This is a genomic window from Tatumella sp. JGM118 (genome assembly GCF_018257515.1).
In the GTDB taxonomy this organism is placed as follows: domain Bacteria; phylum Pseudomonadota; class Gammaproteobacteria; order Enterobacterales; family Enterobacteriaceae; genus Tatumella; species Tatumella terrea.
In genome coordinates this window covers 1-17,169 of record NZ_JAERJR010000015.1, presented here as the reverse complement: position 1 = coordinate 17,169, position 17,169 = coordinate 1, and the positions used below count along the sequence as shown (strand labels likewise).

16 protein-coding genes and 1 rRNA gene are annotated in these 17,169 nt (G+C 52.4%); 10 read left to right on the top strand and 7 right to left on the bottom strand.

The window, feature by feature from the left end; all coding sequences use genetic code 11:
* Positions 1-33: 33 nt before the first annotated feature.
* From proX to emrB, 4 genes are all read left to right on the top strand, one after another.
* On the top strand, positions 34-1,029 hold the full coding sequence (gene proX / locus JK223_RS12910; protein WP_212714582.1) for a glycine betaine/L-proline ABC transporter substrate-binding protein ProX: 996 nt from the start codon (positions 34-36) through the stop codon (positions 1,027-1,029).
* A 378-nt stretch (positions 1,030-1,407) separates the two neighbouring features.
* Entirely contained in the window at positions 1,408-1,917 is a 510-nt protein-coding gene (gene mprA / locus JK223_RS12905; RefSeq protein ID WP_212714581.1) for a transcriptional repressor MprA, read from the top strand.
* A 152-nt stretch (positions 1,918-2,069) separates the two neighbouring features.
* Positions 2,070-3,236 (top strand): multidrug efflux MFS transporter periplasmic adaptor subunit EmrA, encoded by a 1,167-nt coding sequence (emrA, locus tag JK223_RS12900; RefSeq protein ID WP_212714580.1) that lies wholly within the window; start codon positions 2,070-2,072, stop codon positions 3,234-3,236.
* A 17-nt stretch (positions 3,237-3,253) separates the two neighbouring features.
* Positions 3,254-4,798, top strand: coding sequence for a multidrug efflux MFS transporter permease subunit EmrB (gene emrB / locus JK223_RS12895; RefSeq protein ID WP_212714579.1), 1,545 nt, complete (start codon positions 3,254-3,256; stop codon positions 4,796-4,798).
* A gap of 55 nt (positions 4,799-4,853) precedes the next feature.
* Here the strand turns inward: emrB and JK223_RS12890 are convergent, their stop codons facing one another.
* On the bottom strand, positions 4,854-5,861 hold the full coding sequence (locus tag JK223_RS12890) for a tRNA/rRNA methyltransferase (protein WP_212714578.1): 1,008 nt from the start codon (positions 5,859-5,861) through the stop codon (positions 4,854-4,856).
* A gap of 173 nt (positions 5,862-6,034) precedes the next feature.
* Here JK223_RS12890 and trxC point away from each other — a divergent pair, with 173 nt between their 5' ends.
* From trxC to JK223_RS12865, 5 genes are all read left to right on the top strand, one after another.
* On the top strand, positions 6,035-6,457 hold the full coding sequence (gene trxC, locus JK223_RS12885; protein WP_212714577.1) for a thioredoxin TrxC: 423 nt from the start codon (positions 6,035-6,037) through the stop codon (positions 6,455-6,457).
* Between the two features lie 77 nt (positions 6,458-6,534).
* Positions 6,535-7,236: a tRNA-uridine aminocarboxypropyltransferase gene (locus tag JK223_RS12880; RefSeq protein ID WP_212714576.1), complete on the top strand. Its 702-nt coding sequence runs from the start codon at positions 6,535-6,537 to the stop codon at positions 7,234-7,236.
* A 30-nt stretch (positions 7,237-7,266) separates the two neighbouring features.
* Positions 7,267-9,912, top strand: coding sequence for a bifunctional acetate--CoA ligase family protein/GNAT family N-acetyltransferase (locus JK223_RS12875; protein WP_212714575.1), 2,646 nt, complete (start codon positions 7,267-7,269; stop codon positions 9,910-9,912).
* Positions 9,913-10,035: 123 nt separating this feature from the next.
* A complete protein-coding gene (gene pssA, locus JK223_RS12870; RefSeq protein ID WP_212714635.1) occupies positions 10,036-11,391 on the top strand; it encodes a CDP-diacylglycerol--serine O-phosphatidyltransferase in 1,356 nt (451 codons plus the stop codon).
* Between the two features lie 56 nt (positions 11,392-11,447).
* Complete coding sequence (locus JK223_RS12865) at positions 11,448-11,591, top strand: hypothetical protein (RefSeq protein ID WP_212714574.1); 144 nt, start codon at positions 11,448-11,450, stop codon at positions 11,589-11,591.
* 621 nt (positions 11,592-12,212) lie between these two features.
* On the opposite strand, the gene JK223_RS12860 is transcribed toward JK223_RS12865, so the two are convergent.
* From JK223_RS12860 to JK223_RS17195, 4 genes are all read right to left on the bottom strand, one after another.
* Positions 12,213-12,653 (bottom strand): GNAT family N-acetyltransferase, encoded by a 441-nt coding sequence (locus JK223_RS12860; RefSeq protein ID WP_212714634.1) that lies wholly within the window; start codon positions 12,651-12,653, stop codon positions 12,213-12,215.
* Between the two features lie 124 nt (positions 12,654-12,777).
* Positions 12,778-13,029 carry an IS3 family transposase gene (locus tag JK223_RS17200; RefSeq protein ID WP_212714633.1) on the bottom strand — a complete coding sequence of 84 codons (252 nt, stop codon included), beginning with the start codon at positions 13,027-13,029 and terminating at the stop codon, positions 12,778-12,780.
* A gap of 113 nt (positions 13,030-13,142) precedes the next feature.
* Entirely contained in the window at positions 13,143-13,412 is a 270-nt protein-coding gene (locus tag JK223_RS12850) for a DDE-type integrase/transposase/recombinase (RefSeq protein WP_212714640.1), read from the bottom strand.
* Positions 13,334-13,654 carry an IS3 family transposase gene (locus tag JK223_RS17195; protein WP_212714573.1) on the bottom strand — a complete coding sequence of 107 codons (321 nt, stop codon included), beginning with the start codon at positions 13,652-13,654 and terminating at the stop codon, positions 13,334-13,336. Before JK223_RS17195 ends, JK223_RS12850 begins: the two co-directional genes overlap by 79 nt.
* A 154-nt stretch (positions 13,655-13,808) precedes the next feature.
* Here JK223_RS17195 and JK223_RS12840 point away from each other — a divergent pair, with 154 nt between their 5' ends.
* Positions 13,809-14,045 carry a hypothetical protein gene (locus JK223_RS12840; RefSeq protein WP_212714572.1) on the top strand — a complete coding sequence of 79 codons (237 nt, stop codon included), beginning with the start codon at positions 13,809-13,811 and terminating at the stop codon, positions 14,043-14,045.
* A gap of 199 nt (positions 14,046-14,244) precedes the next feature.
* Here JK223_RS12840 and JK223_RS12835 read toward each other — a convergent pair whose 3' ends face one another.
* Both JK223_RS12835 and rrf read right to left on the bottom strand, forming a co-directional pair.
* Positions 14,245-15,507: an MFS family transporter gene (locus JK223_RS12835; RefSeq protein WP_212714571.1), complete on the bottom strand. Its 1,263-nt coding sequence runs from the start codon at positions 15,505-15,507 to the stop codon at positions 14,245-14,247.
* Between the two features lie 1,235 nt (positions 15,508-16,742).
* Positions 16,743-16,858 (bottom strand): 5S ribosomal RNA (rrf, locus tag JK223_RS12830).
* Between the last annotated feature and the right edge of the window lie 311 nt (positions 16,859-17,169).

Sequence of the window (17,169 nt, the reverse complement as noted above, 5' to 3'; positions counted from 1 at the left end):
CCCTGCGGGTATCCCGATAACTGAGGAAAGACTATGCGCAAACTACTCACAGCGACAACCCTCACTCTGCTGATGGCAGGTCAGACCTATGCTGCCGATCTGCCGGGGAAAGGGATTACCGTTAAACCGGTACAGAGCACCATCAGCGGCGAAACCTTTCAGACATTACTGGTCAGCCGCGCGCTGGAAAAACTGGGTTATACCGTCGATGCTCCGGATGAAGTGGACTACAACGTGGGTTATACCTCGATAGCCTCTGGCGATGCCACCTTCACCGCCGTTAACTGGCAACCCCTGCATGATGATATGTATCAGGCGGCGGGCGGCGATAAAGTCTTTTACCGTGAAGGGACTTATGTCACCGGGGCGGCTCAGGGCTATCTGATCGATAAGAAAACTGCCGATAAATACCACATCACCAATATCGCTCAGCTCAGAGATCCTAAGCTTGCGAAATTATTCGATACCAATGGTGACGGGAAAGCCGATCTGACCGGTTGTACGCCTGGCTGGGGTTGCGAAGCCGTGATTAATCATCAGGTCAACGCTTACTCTCTGCAGAATACCGTACAGGCGAATATGGGTAACTATTCCGCCATGATGGCCGATACGATTTCCCGTTACAAACAAGGGAAACCTATCCTTTACTACACCTGGACACCTTACTGGGTGAGCGACATTCTGAAGCCGGGCCGCGATGTTGTCTGGTTACAGGTTCCGTTCTCGTCATTACCGGGTGCACAGAAAAATGTGGATACCAAATTACCGAACGGTGCCAACTACGGGTTCCCGGTCAACACCATGCATATTGTGGCAAACAAAGCATGGGCATTAAAAAACCCTGCCGCAGCGAAACTCTTCTCTGAGATGCGCCTGCCACTGGCAGATATCAATGCTCAGAATGCCCGTATGTATGCAGGGGAAAGCAGTGATGCCGATATCAACCGTCAGGTCGACGGATGGATCCATGCGCATCAGGCCGTGTTTAATCAATGGGTAAGCGATGCTTTAGCCGCCGCGAAATCCTGATTTTATCCTGCTAAAAAGGGACAGCCTCGGGCTGTCCCTTTTTTTTATCTGAACCCCCTCCTGTCCGGGGATCACCGCCGGATAATTTGCCTTTCTGAGGCTGCCCGTCCCTGCCCTGCCTGACTCTAACCTCCGGGTTGTACACATTTGATGCGTTTTCGTCATCATTCCGCTTATAAACCAACAAAAAGTCCTTTCCGGACTATTAACTCCCTGAGGGGTTTGCTATCGTTAGCGGCATATTCTTTTAGTCATGTGACTTTCCCACAAGTAATTATTAGCCTCAAAAAATTACCGGGTCACTCTCTGCCACGGGGTATGAGAGTGGTCACTGACTGGAATGGAAACCAAAATAATTATTATCAGTGAGGTAATTCCATGGGAAGTTCATTCTCTCCGATTGAAAAAATGCTCGATGTTTTGGCCGAGCGCCACACCAACTATCCCGTTCATGAAGTCCTGCTGACACGTCTGTGTATGCATATTCAGGGTAAACTGCTCGATAATCGTAATAAAATGCTGAAAGATCGCGGCATCAATGACACCCTGTTTACTGCGCTGATGACGCTGGATGCGCGAGAAAATCAAAGTATTCAACCCTCTGAGCTCAGTTCTGCGCTGGGATCGTCCCGCACCAACGCCACTCGGATTGCGGATGAGCTGGAAAAGCGAGGCTGGATTGAGCGTAAGGAAAGCGATAACGACAGACGCTGCCTTCACCTGCATCTGACCCAGAAAGGGTATGACTTCCTGTGTGAAGTGCTGCCACCACAACACGAAAGCCTCAAGCATTTATGGAGTGTGCTGACGGCAGAAGAACAGCAGCAACTGGAAACGCTGTCCAGAAAATTACTGGGCCGCCTGGATGAAATGGACGGTAAAGCCTGAGATGTGGTTGAAAACACGTAATATGTCATGAAGTGCTAAATCAGGTTTTCAAGTTTTGGTTATGCTTCCGTGCCTTTTCCGGCTGCGGCGTCTGTCATCACTTCAGAAAAGCGGGGCTGGAACTTCAAATTTTATCATAGGTGGAGAATTCTATGAGTGCAGGTGAGGAAACTCTGCAGCCCCAACGTAAGAAAAAGAAAGCGCGTAAAACGTTATTAACGCTTCTGGCCGTTCTGTGTGTTGTCATTGCCCTCGGATATTTCGCCTACTGGTTTCTGGTCCTGAGTCATTATCAGGACACGGACGATGCGTATGTCGCAGGGAATCAGGTGCAGATCATGCCGCAGGTCTCCGGGAGTGTGACTAAGGTCTGGTTTGATGATACCGATTACGTTAAACAGGGCGACGTTCTGGTCACTCTGGACAAAACTGACGCCGGACAGGCTTACGAAAAATCGCTGACTGCACTTGCCACCAGCGTTCGTCAGACCCGCCAGGCGATGATCAACAGTAAACAGTACCTGGCCAACATTACCCTCAAAAAAATCGCCCTTTCGCAGGCTCAGGAAGATTTACAACGCCGTATCCCTTTAGGGAAAGCACAGTTGATCGGTCGGGAAGATTTACAGCACGCCCGTGATGCAGTGACCAGTGCGCAGGCTGCCCTGGATGTGGCAACACAACAATACAATGCTAATCAGGCCATATTGCTGAACACCTCTCTGGAAAATCAGCCGGCCGTTCAGCAAGCCGCGACAGCGGTTCGCGATGCCTGGCTGGCACTGCAGCGGACCGATATCCGCAGCCCGATTGATGGGTATATTTCACGCCGTGCAGTTCAGGTCGGCGCACAGATTACCCCGTCAAGTTCACTGATGGCGGTGGTGCCGGATAAGCAGCTATGGGTTGATGCTAACTTTAAAGAGACACAACTCGCGGGTGTTCGTATCGGACAACCGGCGACCATTGTTTCTGATCTCTACGGCGATGATGTGGTCTATCACGGTAAGGTCGTCGGTCTGGATATGGGGACCGGTAGCGCCTTCTCCCTGCTTCCGGCGCAGAATGCGACCGGTAACTGGATTAAAGTGGTGCAGCGTTTACCTGTCAGGGTGGATATCGACCCGGCTGACTTAGCAAAACATCCGCTGCGTATCGGCCTGTCCACGCTGGTCACCGTTGATACCAGTGACCCGCAAGGGGCGGTATTGGCCAGTGCCGTGCGTAAAACACCGGCCTATCAAAGTAACGCGCTTGAGTTACAGCTGGATCAGGTGAACCAGGTGATCGCTGGCGTGATCAGGGCGAATGCCGGTTAATGGCCGGGGATAACGTCATGCCACAGAAACCTTTGGAAGGACTTCCGCTGGTCCTGATGACCATTGCCTTATCACTGGCAACGTTCATGCAGGTACTGGACTCCACCATTGCGAACGTTGCTATCCCTACCATAGCAGGGAACCTGGGCGCCTCAAACTCCCAGGGGACCTGGGTTATCACCTCCTTCGGGGTCGCGAACGCTATCTCGATTCCGCTGACCGGGTGGCTTGCCAAACGCTTTGGTGAAGTCAGACTGTTCATGTTATCGACCATCTGTTTTGCTATCGCGTCCTGGGCCTGTGGTATGTCAGGCAGCCTGTCTACCCTGATTTTCTTCCGTGTTATTCAGGGCGTGGTTGCCGGCCCCCTGATCCCGCTATCTCAGAGTCTGCTGCTGAACAACTATCCGCCAGCAAAACGGAGCGTCGCCCTGTCACTTTGGGCGATGACGGTGATTGTGGCCCCGATTTGCGGCCCTATTCTCGGGGGATGGATCAGTGATAATTATCACTGGGGATGGATCTTTTTCATCAATGTGCCGATCGGCATCGTGGTCATTTTACTGAGTCTGCAAACGATCCGCGGCAGGGAGACGAAAATTACCCGGCAGCCGATCGATATTGTCGGACTGGTCAGCCTGGTGATCGGTATCGGTTGTTTGCAGGTCATGCTGGACAGGGGGAAAGAGCTGGACTGGTTCAGTTCGGATGAGATAATCATTCTGACGGTCTTGTCGGTGGTCGCCTTGCTGGTCTTGCTCATCTGGGAGCTGACAGATGACCATCCTATCGTGGATTTATCGCTGTTCCGCTCGCGAAATTTCACTATCGGTTGTGTATCGATCAGCCTGGCCTATATGCTCTATTTCGGTACCATCGTTTTACTGCCCCAGTTGTTGCAGGAGGTCTTCGGGTATACTGCTACCTGGGCCGGGCTGGCCTCTGCGCCGGTCGGAATTTTACCGGTTATCCTGTCACCGATTATCGGGCGATTCGCCCATAAGCTTGATATGCGAATGCTGGTGACCTTCAGCTTCATTATGTATGCCGTCTGTTTTTACTGGCGTGCTTATACCTTTGAACCGGCAATGAATTTTGCAGCCAGTGCGTGGCCTCAGTTTATTCAGGGATTTGCGGTCGCCTGCTTCTTTATGCCTCTGACAACCATTACCTTGTCCGGGCTGCCGCCTGAACGCATGGCGGCAGCGTCCAGCCTGTCAAACTTTCTGCGGACACTGGCAGGTTCGATCGGGACTTCGGTCACGACCACCCTCTGGAGTAACCGGGAGTCATTGCATCATAGTCAGCTGGCAGAGTCGGTGACTCCCTATAATCCGAATGCCCAGCAGATGTATCAGAAACTTGAAGGGTTGGGGATGACCCACCAGCAGGCCTCTGGTTACCTGGCGCAACAGATCACTAATCAGGGGTTAATCATTTCTGCCAATGAAATATTCTGGGCGGCAGGTGGCATTTTTATTCTGTTACTGGTGACTATCTGGTTTGCCAGACCCCCGTTTGGCAGTAGCGGCAAATCCAGTGACGGTGGCGGTGCCCATTAGTCCCGGGGGATTTCGCAAAAAAAAAGCGCCGACCGGCGCTTTTTTTCTGTGTGGCTTAGTGGTTCTGACGCCACCACTCGGCCAGCAGGATCCCTGTGGCTACCGAGACATTCAGACTTTCGACATGGCCGGTACCATCAATCGACAGACTGATATCGCCCTGTTTCAGCGTTGATTCTGTCAGCCCGTCGCCTTCCTGACCGAGTACCAGTACCATCTTCTCCGGCAGTGTGGCCGCCGACAGAGGCTGACCGGCATGGCTGGAGGTGGTAACGATGGTGTATCCCGCCTGACGGAAAGCCTCCAGGCCCTGCTCAAAGTGACTCGCCGTGATGGCCTGGACATGTTCAGCCCCGCCTTCCGCCGTACGGACAGCCGCACCGGACTCCAGCAATGAAGCATCATCCACCAGAATACCTTTCGCGCCGAAATGCGCACAGCTACGCATAATCGCACCCAGGTTATGCGGGTTACCCACGTTTTCTAATGCGAGTACGCACTCTTTTTCAGCAGACTGCGCCAGCCATTCGCTGACATCCTGTCCCATATGTTTCTTGATGATGAAACAGACGCCACCATGGTGCTCGGTGCCCGCCGCTTTTACCAGCTCAGCCTCTTCAACCACATGATAGGCTTTACGGTTAGCAGCCAGCCAGCGCAGGGTTTCACGAAAACGCGGGGTAACGCTCTGTACAAACCATGCACGGACGATAGCTTCAGGGCGGCTCTGGAACAGCGCCTGACAGGCATTTTCACCATAAACGCGTGTTTCTTCCTGACGCTGCTTACGAATAACTTCAGGATCGATAATATTTCTGACAGGAGAATCCGCATTCGGGGCGGCAGTCTTCACCGTCGCGCCCTCTTCCGATGGTGCCCGTGAGACCGTGCGCCACGGAGAACGGGATTTCTCTTCCTGACGGCGACCTGGCTCCTGCTGACGTGACGGAGAACGACCTCCTTTGCCTGTTCGCGGATTCCCTGTACGTTGACGGGTATCATCCTCGTTGCGAACATACATCACTTTAACTTTATTGCTTTTGCCTTTTAAATCGTCGCTCATTCTTTCCTCCTGTTCTGGAGCGCGAAGATTACCTGATGTCACGCAGCTAATCTATTAACTTTGCCCATTAATACTGCTATCTATTATAGCTATTGATGGATCCTTCTGGCCCGTAAACGCAGTATGGCAGATAATCAACGATATAATTTGCCTTACATTTATCAGAGGTCATCATGAATACCGTATGCAGCCAATGTCTTGCCATCAACCGCCTGCCTGAAGAAAAGAAAGACGACCACGCGAAATGCGGACGCTGTGCTGAGCCTCTGTTTAGCGGAGAGATTATCAATGCGACCGCGGCCACACTGGATAAATTGCTCCGGGATGACTTACCGGTAGTGATTGATTTCTGGGCCCCCTGGTGCGGTCCTTGTGTCGGATTTGCGCCGGTATTTGAGGATGTCGCCGAAGAACGGGCAACAGAGATGCGTTTTATTAAGGTTAATACGGAGAACGAAGCCGAACTGAGTGCCCGTTTCCGCATCCGCAGTATTCCGACCCTGATGCTGTTTAATCAGGGAAAACATATCGATACTCTGGCCGGTGCGTTGCCGAAAGCCGGTTTTGAACAATGGCTGGATGAACCTCGCGGATAACCGCCCCCCTCCGGGAAAATTACGCAGTGATCACCTTTTTGATTTACACTGCAGTTTTCCCGGATAACAAGATACCTATGCCAGATAATGCCGTACTGACACTCAGGGCAAACCGCCTTGCGCGATCCACCCGCCCTTTCCTTGCCCGGGGCAACCGGGTCGTCCGGTGTCAGCGTTGCCTGCTCCCCGTTCCCCGGTGTTTATGTCACACCATCACTCCCGTCCCGGCACGGAGCCAGTTTTGTCTGGTGATGTTTGATACCGAACCGATGAAACCGAGCAATACCGGACGACTGATTGCCGATATTCTGCCGGAAACCACAGCCTACGAATGGTCCCGCACCGCGCCTCCGCCGGCATTGCTGGAGACGGTAAATAATGATCTGCTGCAGCCGCTGGTCGTCTTTCCCGGCCACTATGCGGCCCCCGGCAGAGAAGTTATCACTACCCCGCCGCGCGAGGGGAAGCCGCCGCTGTTTATTATGCTGGATGGCACCTGGACCGAAGCCGCAAAAATGTTTCGTAAAAGCCCCTGGATGGACCGGTTTCCGGTAATGTCATTAAATGTCACCCGTCCATCCCGTTACAGCCTGCGGGAATCACCGGGAGCCGGACAGCATTGCACCGCGGAAGTCGCTATCGCATTACTGGAACAGGCCGGTGATGAAGCAGCAGCGACCGGGTTACTGAACCATTTTGAATGTTTTCGTGAACGTTATCTGGCTGGAAAACCGTCTCACCAGGCGTACCTCACAGAAAAACAGCAACAACAGGAATAAACTGCAGCAGGATATCTCAGGAGAAAAATAATGAGCCAGCGTGGCCTTGAAGCATTACTGAAACCCGCCTCGGTCGCAGTGATCGGTGCTTCGGAGAAGCCTGGTCGCGCCGGTCACCTGATGATGCGTAACCTGCTTGCCGGGGGCTTTAAAGGTCCGGTCCTGCCGGTCAACCCGGGCTGGACCTCGGTCTGCGGCGTACTGGCTTATCCCTCAGTGGATAAGCTCCCGCTGATCCCGGACCTGGCCGTGATCTGCACGCATGCCTCACGTAACACTGATATCCTGCGACAACTTGCGGCCATCGGCTGTAAAGCCTGTATTATTCTGTCCGCTCCCCGCGATCAACAGCCCGGACTGAAGCGGCTGGCGGGTGAGTTGGGTATGCGTATTCTCGGCCCGAACAGTCTGGGACTGCTGGCCCCCTGGCAGGGGATCAACGCCAGTTTTTCTCCGGTGCCGATACGCCGCGGCAGGCTGGCGTTCATTTCACAATCTGCCGCCGTCTCCAATACCCTGCTCGACTGGGCGCAGCAACGACATCTGGGATTTTCGTGGTTTATCGGGCTGGGAGACAGCGTTGATATTGCCGTCGATGATGTCCTCGACTTTCTTGCCAGGGACAGCAAAACCAGTGCAATCCTGCTGTCGCTGGAAAATCTGCAGGATGCCCGGCGTTTTGTGTCAGCCTCCCGCAGTGCTTCGCGTAATAAGCCCATTCTGGTGATCAAAAGCGGTCGCTGTTATGAGGCAAGAGAATTGCTGGATGCCACAGAAAGTCTGGATGCCGCCTGGGATGCCGCCATCCGCCGTGCCGGGATGCTGCGGGTCAAAGATACACATGAACTTTTTTCTGCGGTCGAAACCCTGAGTCATATGCGCCCCCTGCGCGGTGAACGGCTATTTATTATCAGTAACGGTGCGGCTCCCGCGGCCCTTGCGCTGGATGAACTTCATACCCGAAAAGGCGTTCTGGCTCCGATGAGCCCGGAGCTGACACAAGCGTTACAATCGGTGTTGCCGCCCACCGTTCGTACAGGTAACCCGCTCAATCTGCAGGATGATGCAACCACGGAACGTTACCTGTCCGTGATGACCCCGTTACTGGACTGTCAGGATATCGATGCGCTGATGATCATCCATGCGCCCAGTGCCGTCTCTCCGGCCAGTGAATGTGCCATGGAGATCATCCGCCGGGTGAGGGAACATCCCCGCGGCAGGCGGTTAACTCTGCTGACCAACTGGTGCGGTGAATACTCGTCACGGGAAGCACGGGAAGCCTTTACTCAGGCGGGGATCCCGACCTGGCGTACTCCGGAAGGAACGATTACCGCATTTATGCATATGGTGGAATACCGGCGTAACCAGCAGCAACTACGCGAAACGCCGGCCCGGCCGGCCGGTATGCCGCAACGGCATCTGAATCTGCGTCAGCGGTTACAGCAAACACTGTCTGCCGGGAACAGGCATCTGGATACACACGAAGTACAGACGCTGTTTCGCGGCTATGGGCTGAATACTCTGTCCACCTGGGTGGCGGCCGACAGCCAGCAGGCGGTCAGGGTTGCCGAAAATATCGGGTACCCGGTCGCGCTGAAATTACGTTCTCCGGATATTCCCCATAAATCTGAGATTCAGGGGGTAATGCTGTATCTTCATACCCCGGCCGATGTTCGCCGGGCGGCAGACGCTATCCTGAGCCGGGCCCGCCAGGCCTGGCCGAAAGCAGATATCCGTGGTCTTATCGTTCAGAGTATGGCGCGGCGGGCCGGTGCTGAAGAGCTGAGAATTTCCGTACAGTCAGATCCGCTTTTCGGACCCGTGATCCTTCTGGGCGAAGGCAATGGTGAATGGAAAAGTGATCTGCCCCTGGCGGTAGCCCTTCCGCCGCTGAATATGACTCTGGCAAAAAACCTGGTCGAGCGGGCCATCACGCTGGGCGCCATCCGCGGAAGAAATGCCTTGCAGGCTCTGGATATTACAGCGGTCAGCGAATGCCTGGTGCGGATTTCGACGATGATTATCGACTGCCCTGAAATTGAGTGGCTGGATATCCATCCGCTGCTGGCGGCGGGAGACCAGCTGACCCTGCTCGATGCCACGGTGTCGCTGGCACCGTTCAATGGCGAAAGTGAATCACGCCTTGCCATCCGGCCCTATCCGCAACGCCTGGAAGAGCAGGTGATACTGAAAAACGGTCAACAGGTACTCTTCCGGCCTATCCTTCCGGAAGATGAACCGGGCCTGAAGGCCTTTATCTCAAAAGTCACGAGAGAAGATCTCTATTATCGCTATTTCAGTGAGATCAATGAATTTACCCACGATGACCTCGCCAACATGACACAGATTGATTATGACCGTGAAATGGCTATAGTCGCTGTTCAGTCTGTCGGTGATCAGGAAGAGATTATCGGAGTGACCCGCGCGATTTCAGATGCTGATAATATCGATGCGGAATTTTCCGTGCTGGTCCGTTCAGATCTGAAGAATATCGGGCTTGGCCGCCGGCTGCTGGAGAAGATGATTGCCTACACTCGCCAGCATGGACTGCATCGCCTTAACGGCATCACACTTCCCCGTAATCAGGGGATGATGACACTGGCAGGAAAGCTGGGGTTCAGCGTGGAAAGACAAGCGGATGAGGACGTCGTTACACTCCGCCTTCCGCTACGTTAAGGTTTGAAAAGCGTACAGAAAAGTAAAATTGCCACGACAGGACATGGTTAATGTTACACTTGCCCTTCAGACCATGACTTTTTCGGTTAAAACGTACATTGAACAGAGAAGAAGCGCATTGTGATATTGTCAAAATTTAAACTCAATAATCACCAACAGTACCTCGCGCAACTGCCCGGACTCGCCCAATCTGCTGCTGATTTCACGATGCTGTATTCTGCAGTAGAGTTTCACCAGACCTTACTGAAAAAAATTTCGGCGGCAACGACCCGTATTTGCCTGGTCGCACTTTATCTGGAAAATGATGAAGGCGGCCGGAGTGTGATGGATGCCCTGTATGCTGCTAAACGCGCTAATCCTGACCTCGACATCACTATTTGCGTTGACTGGCACCGCGCACAGCGTGGTCGTATCGGTGCCGCCCGTGGAGTGACCAATGCCGACTGGTATTGCGAAATGGCTGCAGCTCAGCCGGATATTGCGATCCCTGTTTACGGCATTCCGGTGAATACCCGCGAAGCACTCGGGGTACTGCATCTGAAAGGCTTTATTATTGATGACTGCGTGATCTACAGTGGTGCCAGTCTGAATAATGTCTATCTGCATCAGGAAGACCGCTATCGTTATGACCGTTACCAGGTTATCCGTAATGCCGCCTTAGCCGATACCATGTCTGAATGGATTGATATCAATCTGAAGCAGGCCGAAGCGGTTCACCGTCTGGATCAGTCTGAACGCCCTTCCAGCCCGGAAATTAAGAGTGATACAAAGCAATTTCGTCAGGAATTACGCACTTTTAATTATGAATTCGAAGACCAGTCTGCCGAAGGGCAGCTGACCGTGACGCCTCTGGTCGGCCTGGGTAAGAATAACATTCTCAACCAGACTATTTTTCATCTGATGCCCTGCGCAGAATACAAATTAACTATCTGTACTCCGTACTTTAATATGCCGGCGATCCTGGTCAGAAATATCATCCGGCTGTTACGTCAGGGTAAGCAGGTTGAGATTATCGTCGGTGATAAAACCGCGAATGATTTTTATATTCCGCCGGAAGAGCCGTTTAAAATCATCGGTGCACTGCCTTATCTGTATGAAATTAACCTGCGACGTTTCGTCAGCCGGTTGCAATACTATGTCGATAATCAGCAACTCACCGTGCGTCTCTGGAAAGACGGAGAAAACAGCTATCACCTGAAAGGGATATGGGTCGATGATGAGTGGATGCTGCTGACCGGTAACAATCTGAATCCCCGGGCCTGGCGTCTCGATCTCGAAAATGCCATTCTTATCCATGATCCTCAGCAGCAACTGCTGGATCAGAAAGTGAAAGAACTGGCATTAATCCGTGAACACACCACGATCCTGAATCACTACAATGAGCTGGAAAGCATTGCTGAATATCCGGCCAGGATTAAAAAACTGATCCGTCGCCTGCGCAGGATCAGAATCGATCGCCTGATCAGCCGTATCCTGTAATTTCCCTCAGCCCCGGTCCCGGGGCTGTCTGATAGCCCTCTTCGGTTTTTTCCTGTGTGCATACCAACGATAACATCAGACGCGTGCTGAGCATCGGTGTCAGAACGACCTGCGGCTATCTGCAGATCGTCACCGGTCAGCCAGGGAGTTCATTCCATACCGCGCATGCCACACTCACCCGGCCGGATACGGTACATTAAAAGCATCCCCGTCACAGGCCGGTGAGACAGCCCTCTTCGGTTTTTCCCGTGTGCGTATCAACGATAACTTGAGAAGCGTGCAGAGCATCGGAGACAGGACGAGCTGTAGTTATCTGCAGATCGTCACCGGTCAGCCAGGGAATTGATCCCGCATCCCGCACAACCACATTCAGCCAGCCAGCCGGATACAGTACATTAAAAGCATCCCCGTCACAGGCCGGTGAGACAGCCCTCTTCGGTTTTTCCCGTGTGCGTATCGACGATAACTTGAGAAGCGTGCTGAACATCGGAGACAGGACGACCTGAGGTTATCTGCAGGCAGTCACCGGTCAGTCAGGGAATTGCCACCACACCCCGCATAGCCACATTCAGCCAGCCGGATACAGTACATAAAAAACAGCCCCTTTTGTGAACTGCCCCCGGAATATTGGACACTGGATCATCGGAGTTTGGAGTCCCCCTCTCGCGCAACCTGATATAGATTGATCCGGGGGCCTCAACAGAACGTTAGAGGTTGGTGTTCTGACATGTATTCGTCGCGATTTGATTGAATACAGCTACAGCCCTAATCTGACAGGAAGTTCTGTGCCAGGGCCTGACTTTGCAGACCCCACGGTGGAATTAATTTGCGGCGGGAATGCGAGCGAGGGGTTTAACAAACCGTTTCCTCACTTCCTTATAACCGTTGCTTTCATAAAACTTGTGCGCTCTTACTCTTCTTTCATTACTGGAAAGCTCAATCTTAGAACATCCCTTATCCAGGGCGATTCGTTCAGAGGCAATGAGAAGTTTCCGGCCGATGCCTGCTCCACGCGACGATTCATCTATGACCAGTGCAGAAATTAATGCCCATAAGCCATTTTCATGAACAGGGGTGATAAAATTTACCACAATAACCCCACAGAGTTCCTTTTCTGATTCAGCAACCAGAATGGTAATATTTCTATCCTCTTGATTAATTTGTTGTCTTAAGCGATCAGTGTTTGTCTGGTAGCCCAATTGTAAAAAAAGGTTTTTTAAAGAGGGGATATCTTTTAATTCAGGTGCCCTAATTAAGGTCATTGCCATTACCTTCTTCAGAAGAATTGAGTAAAAATATCCAACTCCCGCCAAAATTGCCAGCGCTGATGTTCGCTCAAAGCAGACTGTCAGATTTGGTGATACACTGCCTGCGAAACCTGTCAGGTCAGGTCTGAGCTAATACATCTGACACCTGCCTTATGGGGTTTAATGCTTTCAACTGATGCGGGGGATAAACGTTCATATGACATTCGCTCCCGGGTCTTACTGCTTTCAGGTGCAGTAACCTGAATTCAACAGCGGTGAGGCCGTTAAGCCGCAGGCTGATTCGCTCATGATTATAGTAGTGAATATAGGCATTAATGGCCTCTGTCAGCGCAGGAATGCTGTTAAATTTCTCCGACCAGAAGTCCCGGATTTGAGCGTGCCAAAAAAGCTTTCTGCCATCGCATTATCAAAGCAGTTGCCCTTTCCCGATATAATCTGCACCAGGCCTGCTGCCCGGAGCCTGTCCTGTTAAGCGATCATCTGCTACTGCCAGCCCTGGTCAGTATTCAGCACCGGCGCATCTCCCGGCATCAGCCGCGAAAATACCTTATCCGGCATCGTATCAACCAGCGACATCACGGGCCTTCCCGACAGGCAGTACGCGATAACTTCGCTTTTGAAATCGTCAATCACCGGGGAGAGGTATCGCTTTTTGTGGTTAACCCCGAACTCCGTCACGTCACTCCCCTGTTTGTCGCTGGCGCTGCTGGTCGTGAAGCCGTGTCGCAGGCGATTGGCGGCGATTTCCCCCACCTGACCTTACCATGAGCGGTATTTTCTGAGGCGTGTAACTGCGCGGAAAGTTCCCCCATCATGCACTGAGCCGTCTTGTGATTAACATGGCCACCACTGCGCCGGAGTGCCAGCGTTATCCGGCGATAACCGACCTCCCTTATGGGGTGGTGGTAAATATCAGGTATTCGTTCTTTCAGCGTCCGGTGCTTATCAGCTTTCCCGGGAGTGCTGAGATTAGGATATAAGGTGCTACACGCCATGCCAACCGCCCTCTGCAGGTCATTGAGCCCGTGCCCCTGCGCATCTCCTGAATAATAAGGGCTTTTCGGCGCTGAACTGTACTGCCTGGCGCGGAGGTAGCGCAGCCGGACCTGAACATCAGGGAAATTCTCGCGTAGTTCTGACGGGAAGGTGATGTCCTTAAGCAAGGGTTCCGTTTTTTATGCCGGTGAGTGCTCCGGCCCCGGACGCCTTAACGCGTTTACCCCACGGGTAAACGGTACGTTCACCGGAAAGGTTAAATTCAGCAGTGGCATCGCGGAGCGAAAGCTTATCACCGATGACGGCGCGGACACCTGTCAGTCGGAATTCAGGCGTGTCATCAGCAGCTTTCCCTATCAGCGCGTCAATGGCGGGCTACTGCCATGCTGAAATCCAGCAGTGAGCGCCGTGCGGCGCACACCAAAACGTTTAGCTGTCTCACGATAGCCATTTGCGGGTGTTGAGATAATAAGTGACAACGGTGAGCCGTAATTCGAGGGAAAACTTAGGACTGCTCATTGAACTGCACCTTAATCAGTCGGAGGTCCGACTTTTGGGGTGCAGTTTATTACCAGGCTGTTCTGACGGACTACAGCTTTATTTCTTTTCCTTTCCGGTGCAGCCCCAGCGCTATCAGGAAACTGATGGCTCCCATGGCCGATACGTACCAGAAGAAACTACTCTCAATACCGCTGTCTTTTAGCAGCAGCGCAACATACTCCGCAGAGCCACCAAAAATCGCATTGGCTAATGCGTAAGGTAAGCCGACACCCAGAGCACGGATTTCCGCCGGGAACATCTCAGCCTTCAGGACACCGCTGATCGCGGTATAGAAACTGGTGATCAATAGCGCCAGCACAACCAGCACCAGGGTAAAGACGGTGCTGCTGCCAGGTGTTTTCAGCAATGTCAGTAATGGCACGGTGAAAAGGGTCACCCCGGCACCAAAAATCAGCATAGAAGCCCTGCGCCCGATTTTATCTGACAGGGCACCGATCAGAGGCTGCAGGATCATAAACACCAGTAATGCCCCGGTCATGATCAGGCTGGCAGTTTTTACATTCAGTCCTGCCGTGTTCACCAGGTACTTCTGCATATACGTCGTGAAGGTATAAAAACTGAGTGATCCCCCCGCCGTAAAGCCAATCACCATCAGGAAAGGACGCCAGTGATTTTTCAGTAATCCGCTCAGGCTGCCGGCATCTTTGTGACCACGGGTTTCACTGTCAGAAGTCTCATGCAATGAACGGCGCAGCCAGACAGCGATAACTGCCAGCACTGCACCGAGAAAGAACGGTATCCGCCATCCCCAGGCGCGCAATTCTGCATCGGACAGGATCATCTGCAGGATAACGACGGTCAGCACTGCCAGCAGTTGTCCGCCAATCAGCGTGACGTACTGAAATGATGCATAAAAGCCCTTACGGCCTTCGACAGCAACTTCACTCATATAGGTGGCACTGGTACCGTATTCACCGCCAACAGAGAGCCCCTGAAGCATACGGGCCAGCAGTAATAAGGCCGGAGCCATCACCCCGATAGAATCATAGGAAGGCAGGCAGGCAATCACGAGGGAACCAAAACACATCATACAGACAGAGATGAGCATGGAGTTTTTGCGACCATAGCGATCCGCAACATACCCGAAGACCCAGCCTCCAATAGGACGCATCAGGAAGCCGGCAGCAAAAATACCCGCCGTTTTTAACAGCTGGGAAGTGGTATCCCCTTCAGGGAAGAAGATATGGGCAAAATATAAGGAAAAGAATGAATAGACATAGAAGTCGAACCATTCGACCAGGTTTCCTGAAGAAGCACCGACTATCGCTTTAATGCGATCTGTGTTAGTCATTGGTGGTTGTGTATCTGCAGAAGCGGCCGCAGAAAGATGACTCTTTGACATGAATGGCCTTAATCGTTATTAGACATTTATTGGTCATTCCAGCATAAGTATCACAGAAGTAAAGTAAAGCTCATTTATCATTTTTCGTTATATCAAAAGACAGCTTTATAGAAAAATAACAGAAGATAGGAAAAACTGTGCATTTTTCAGTCATTAAAACCAGTTTTGCAAACAAATCCGGTATCTATCGCTGGGTTGTTTTCAAAAAATGGAATACTGAATCACGCGTTATACTGCCTCTTTTAGTTAAGACAGACTGATATAAGGTGACGGACTGATGACGTAATCCTCGTTATTACTGATGTGCAAGAGGATGAATGTAAGACTTTTCGGTAAGACGGCCATTCTGCGGCCTCAGGACGGGATAAATCCGCATTTTTACAACAGGAGGTCAGGACGCAGTAAGCCTTCCTGGAGACGATTTCCCCCTGCGTCTTAGTGCCGGTTTTTCCTTATTACTGCAGCAGGAATTACAATTCCGGACAGTACTCTGCCGCCTGAGTCAGGGCGGCGGCGCTCTTACGGAGCCTTCTGCGCCCCGTTTCCCGGTCCGGAACGCAAAAAGGCCGCCCGTCAGGGTGTAGTAAGCCTTCATAGAGACAATTCTCACCGCATATCAGTGCCCGTTTTTCCTTATTACTCCGGCAGAAATAGCGACTCCGTACAGTATTCTGCCGTCTGAGTCAGGACTCCGGCGATCTTACCGGGCCTTCAGCGCCCTTTTTCCTGGCCCGGAACGCAAAAAGGCCGCCCGTCAGGGCGGCCTCTGCCTTTTCTTTCTCTTCCCTGCCAGCTTTCGGGGAAAACCTGCTATTTCCCGGTTTGACTGGCCTTTCACCCGCAGCCACAGGTCATCTGCTCATTTATCAGTGCCGGTTTTTCCTTACTACTGCAGCAGGGGTTGAGACTCCGCACAGTATTCTGCCGTCTGAATCAGGGCGGCGGCGATCTTACCGGGCCTTCTGTGCCCCTGTTTCCCGCCACCGGAACGTAAAAAGGCCGCCCGTCAGGGCGGCCTCTGCCTTTTCTCACCGCCGGCACCGGAGGTTTCCCTTCCTGCACCGCGGTGACGCTGAAGTATTCTGTTCTGCCGTACCGCAGGCGGGCCTTCCGTACGGACTTTCCTGATAACGCGCCATAACAAAAAGGCCATCCGTGAGGATGGCCTGTCTGTTTTATTGGATGCCTGGCAGTTCCCTACTCTCGCATGGGGAGACCCCACACTACCATCGGCGCTACGGCGTTTCACTTCTGAGTTCGGCATGGGGTCAGGTGGGACCACCGCGCTCTTGCCGCCAGGCAAATCTTGGTGCACGAAACGAATCTTTTATGCATATACTGCGTTACTTCCCTCACGCTGCTCAGTCACATACCTGTGTATGCTCCTTCTCATCGATTCGGTCAGTGCCTTGTCTCTGCACAAAATCTTTCGTTTCTGCTGATTCTTAAAGATTTCAGTTCTGTAATGCGTGACGTATGTCTGCAGAACACCTCTGAATGCTTATTTAATAATCCGGAACTTCACTGAAAATTCTTTGCGTCTCTGCAAAACGCCTCTGGCGTTGTAAGGTTAAGCCTCACGGGTCATTAGTACCGGTTAGCTCAATGCAT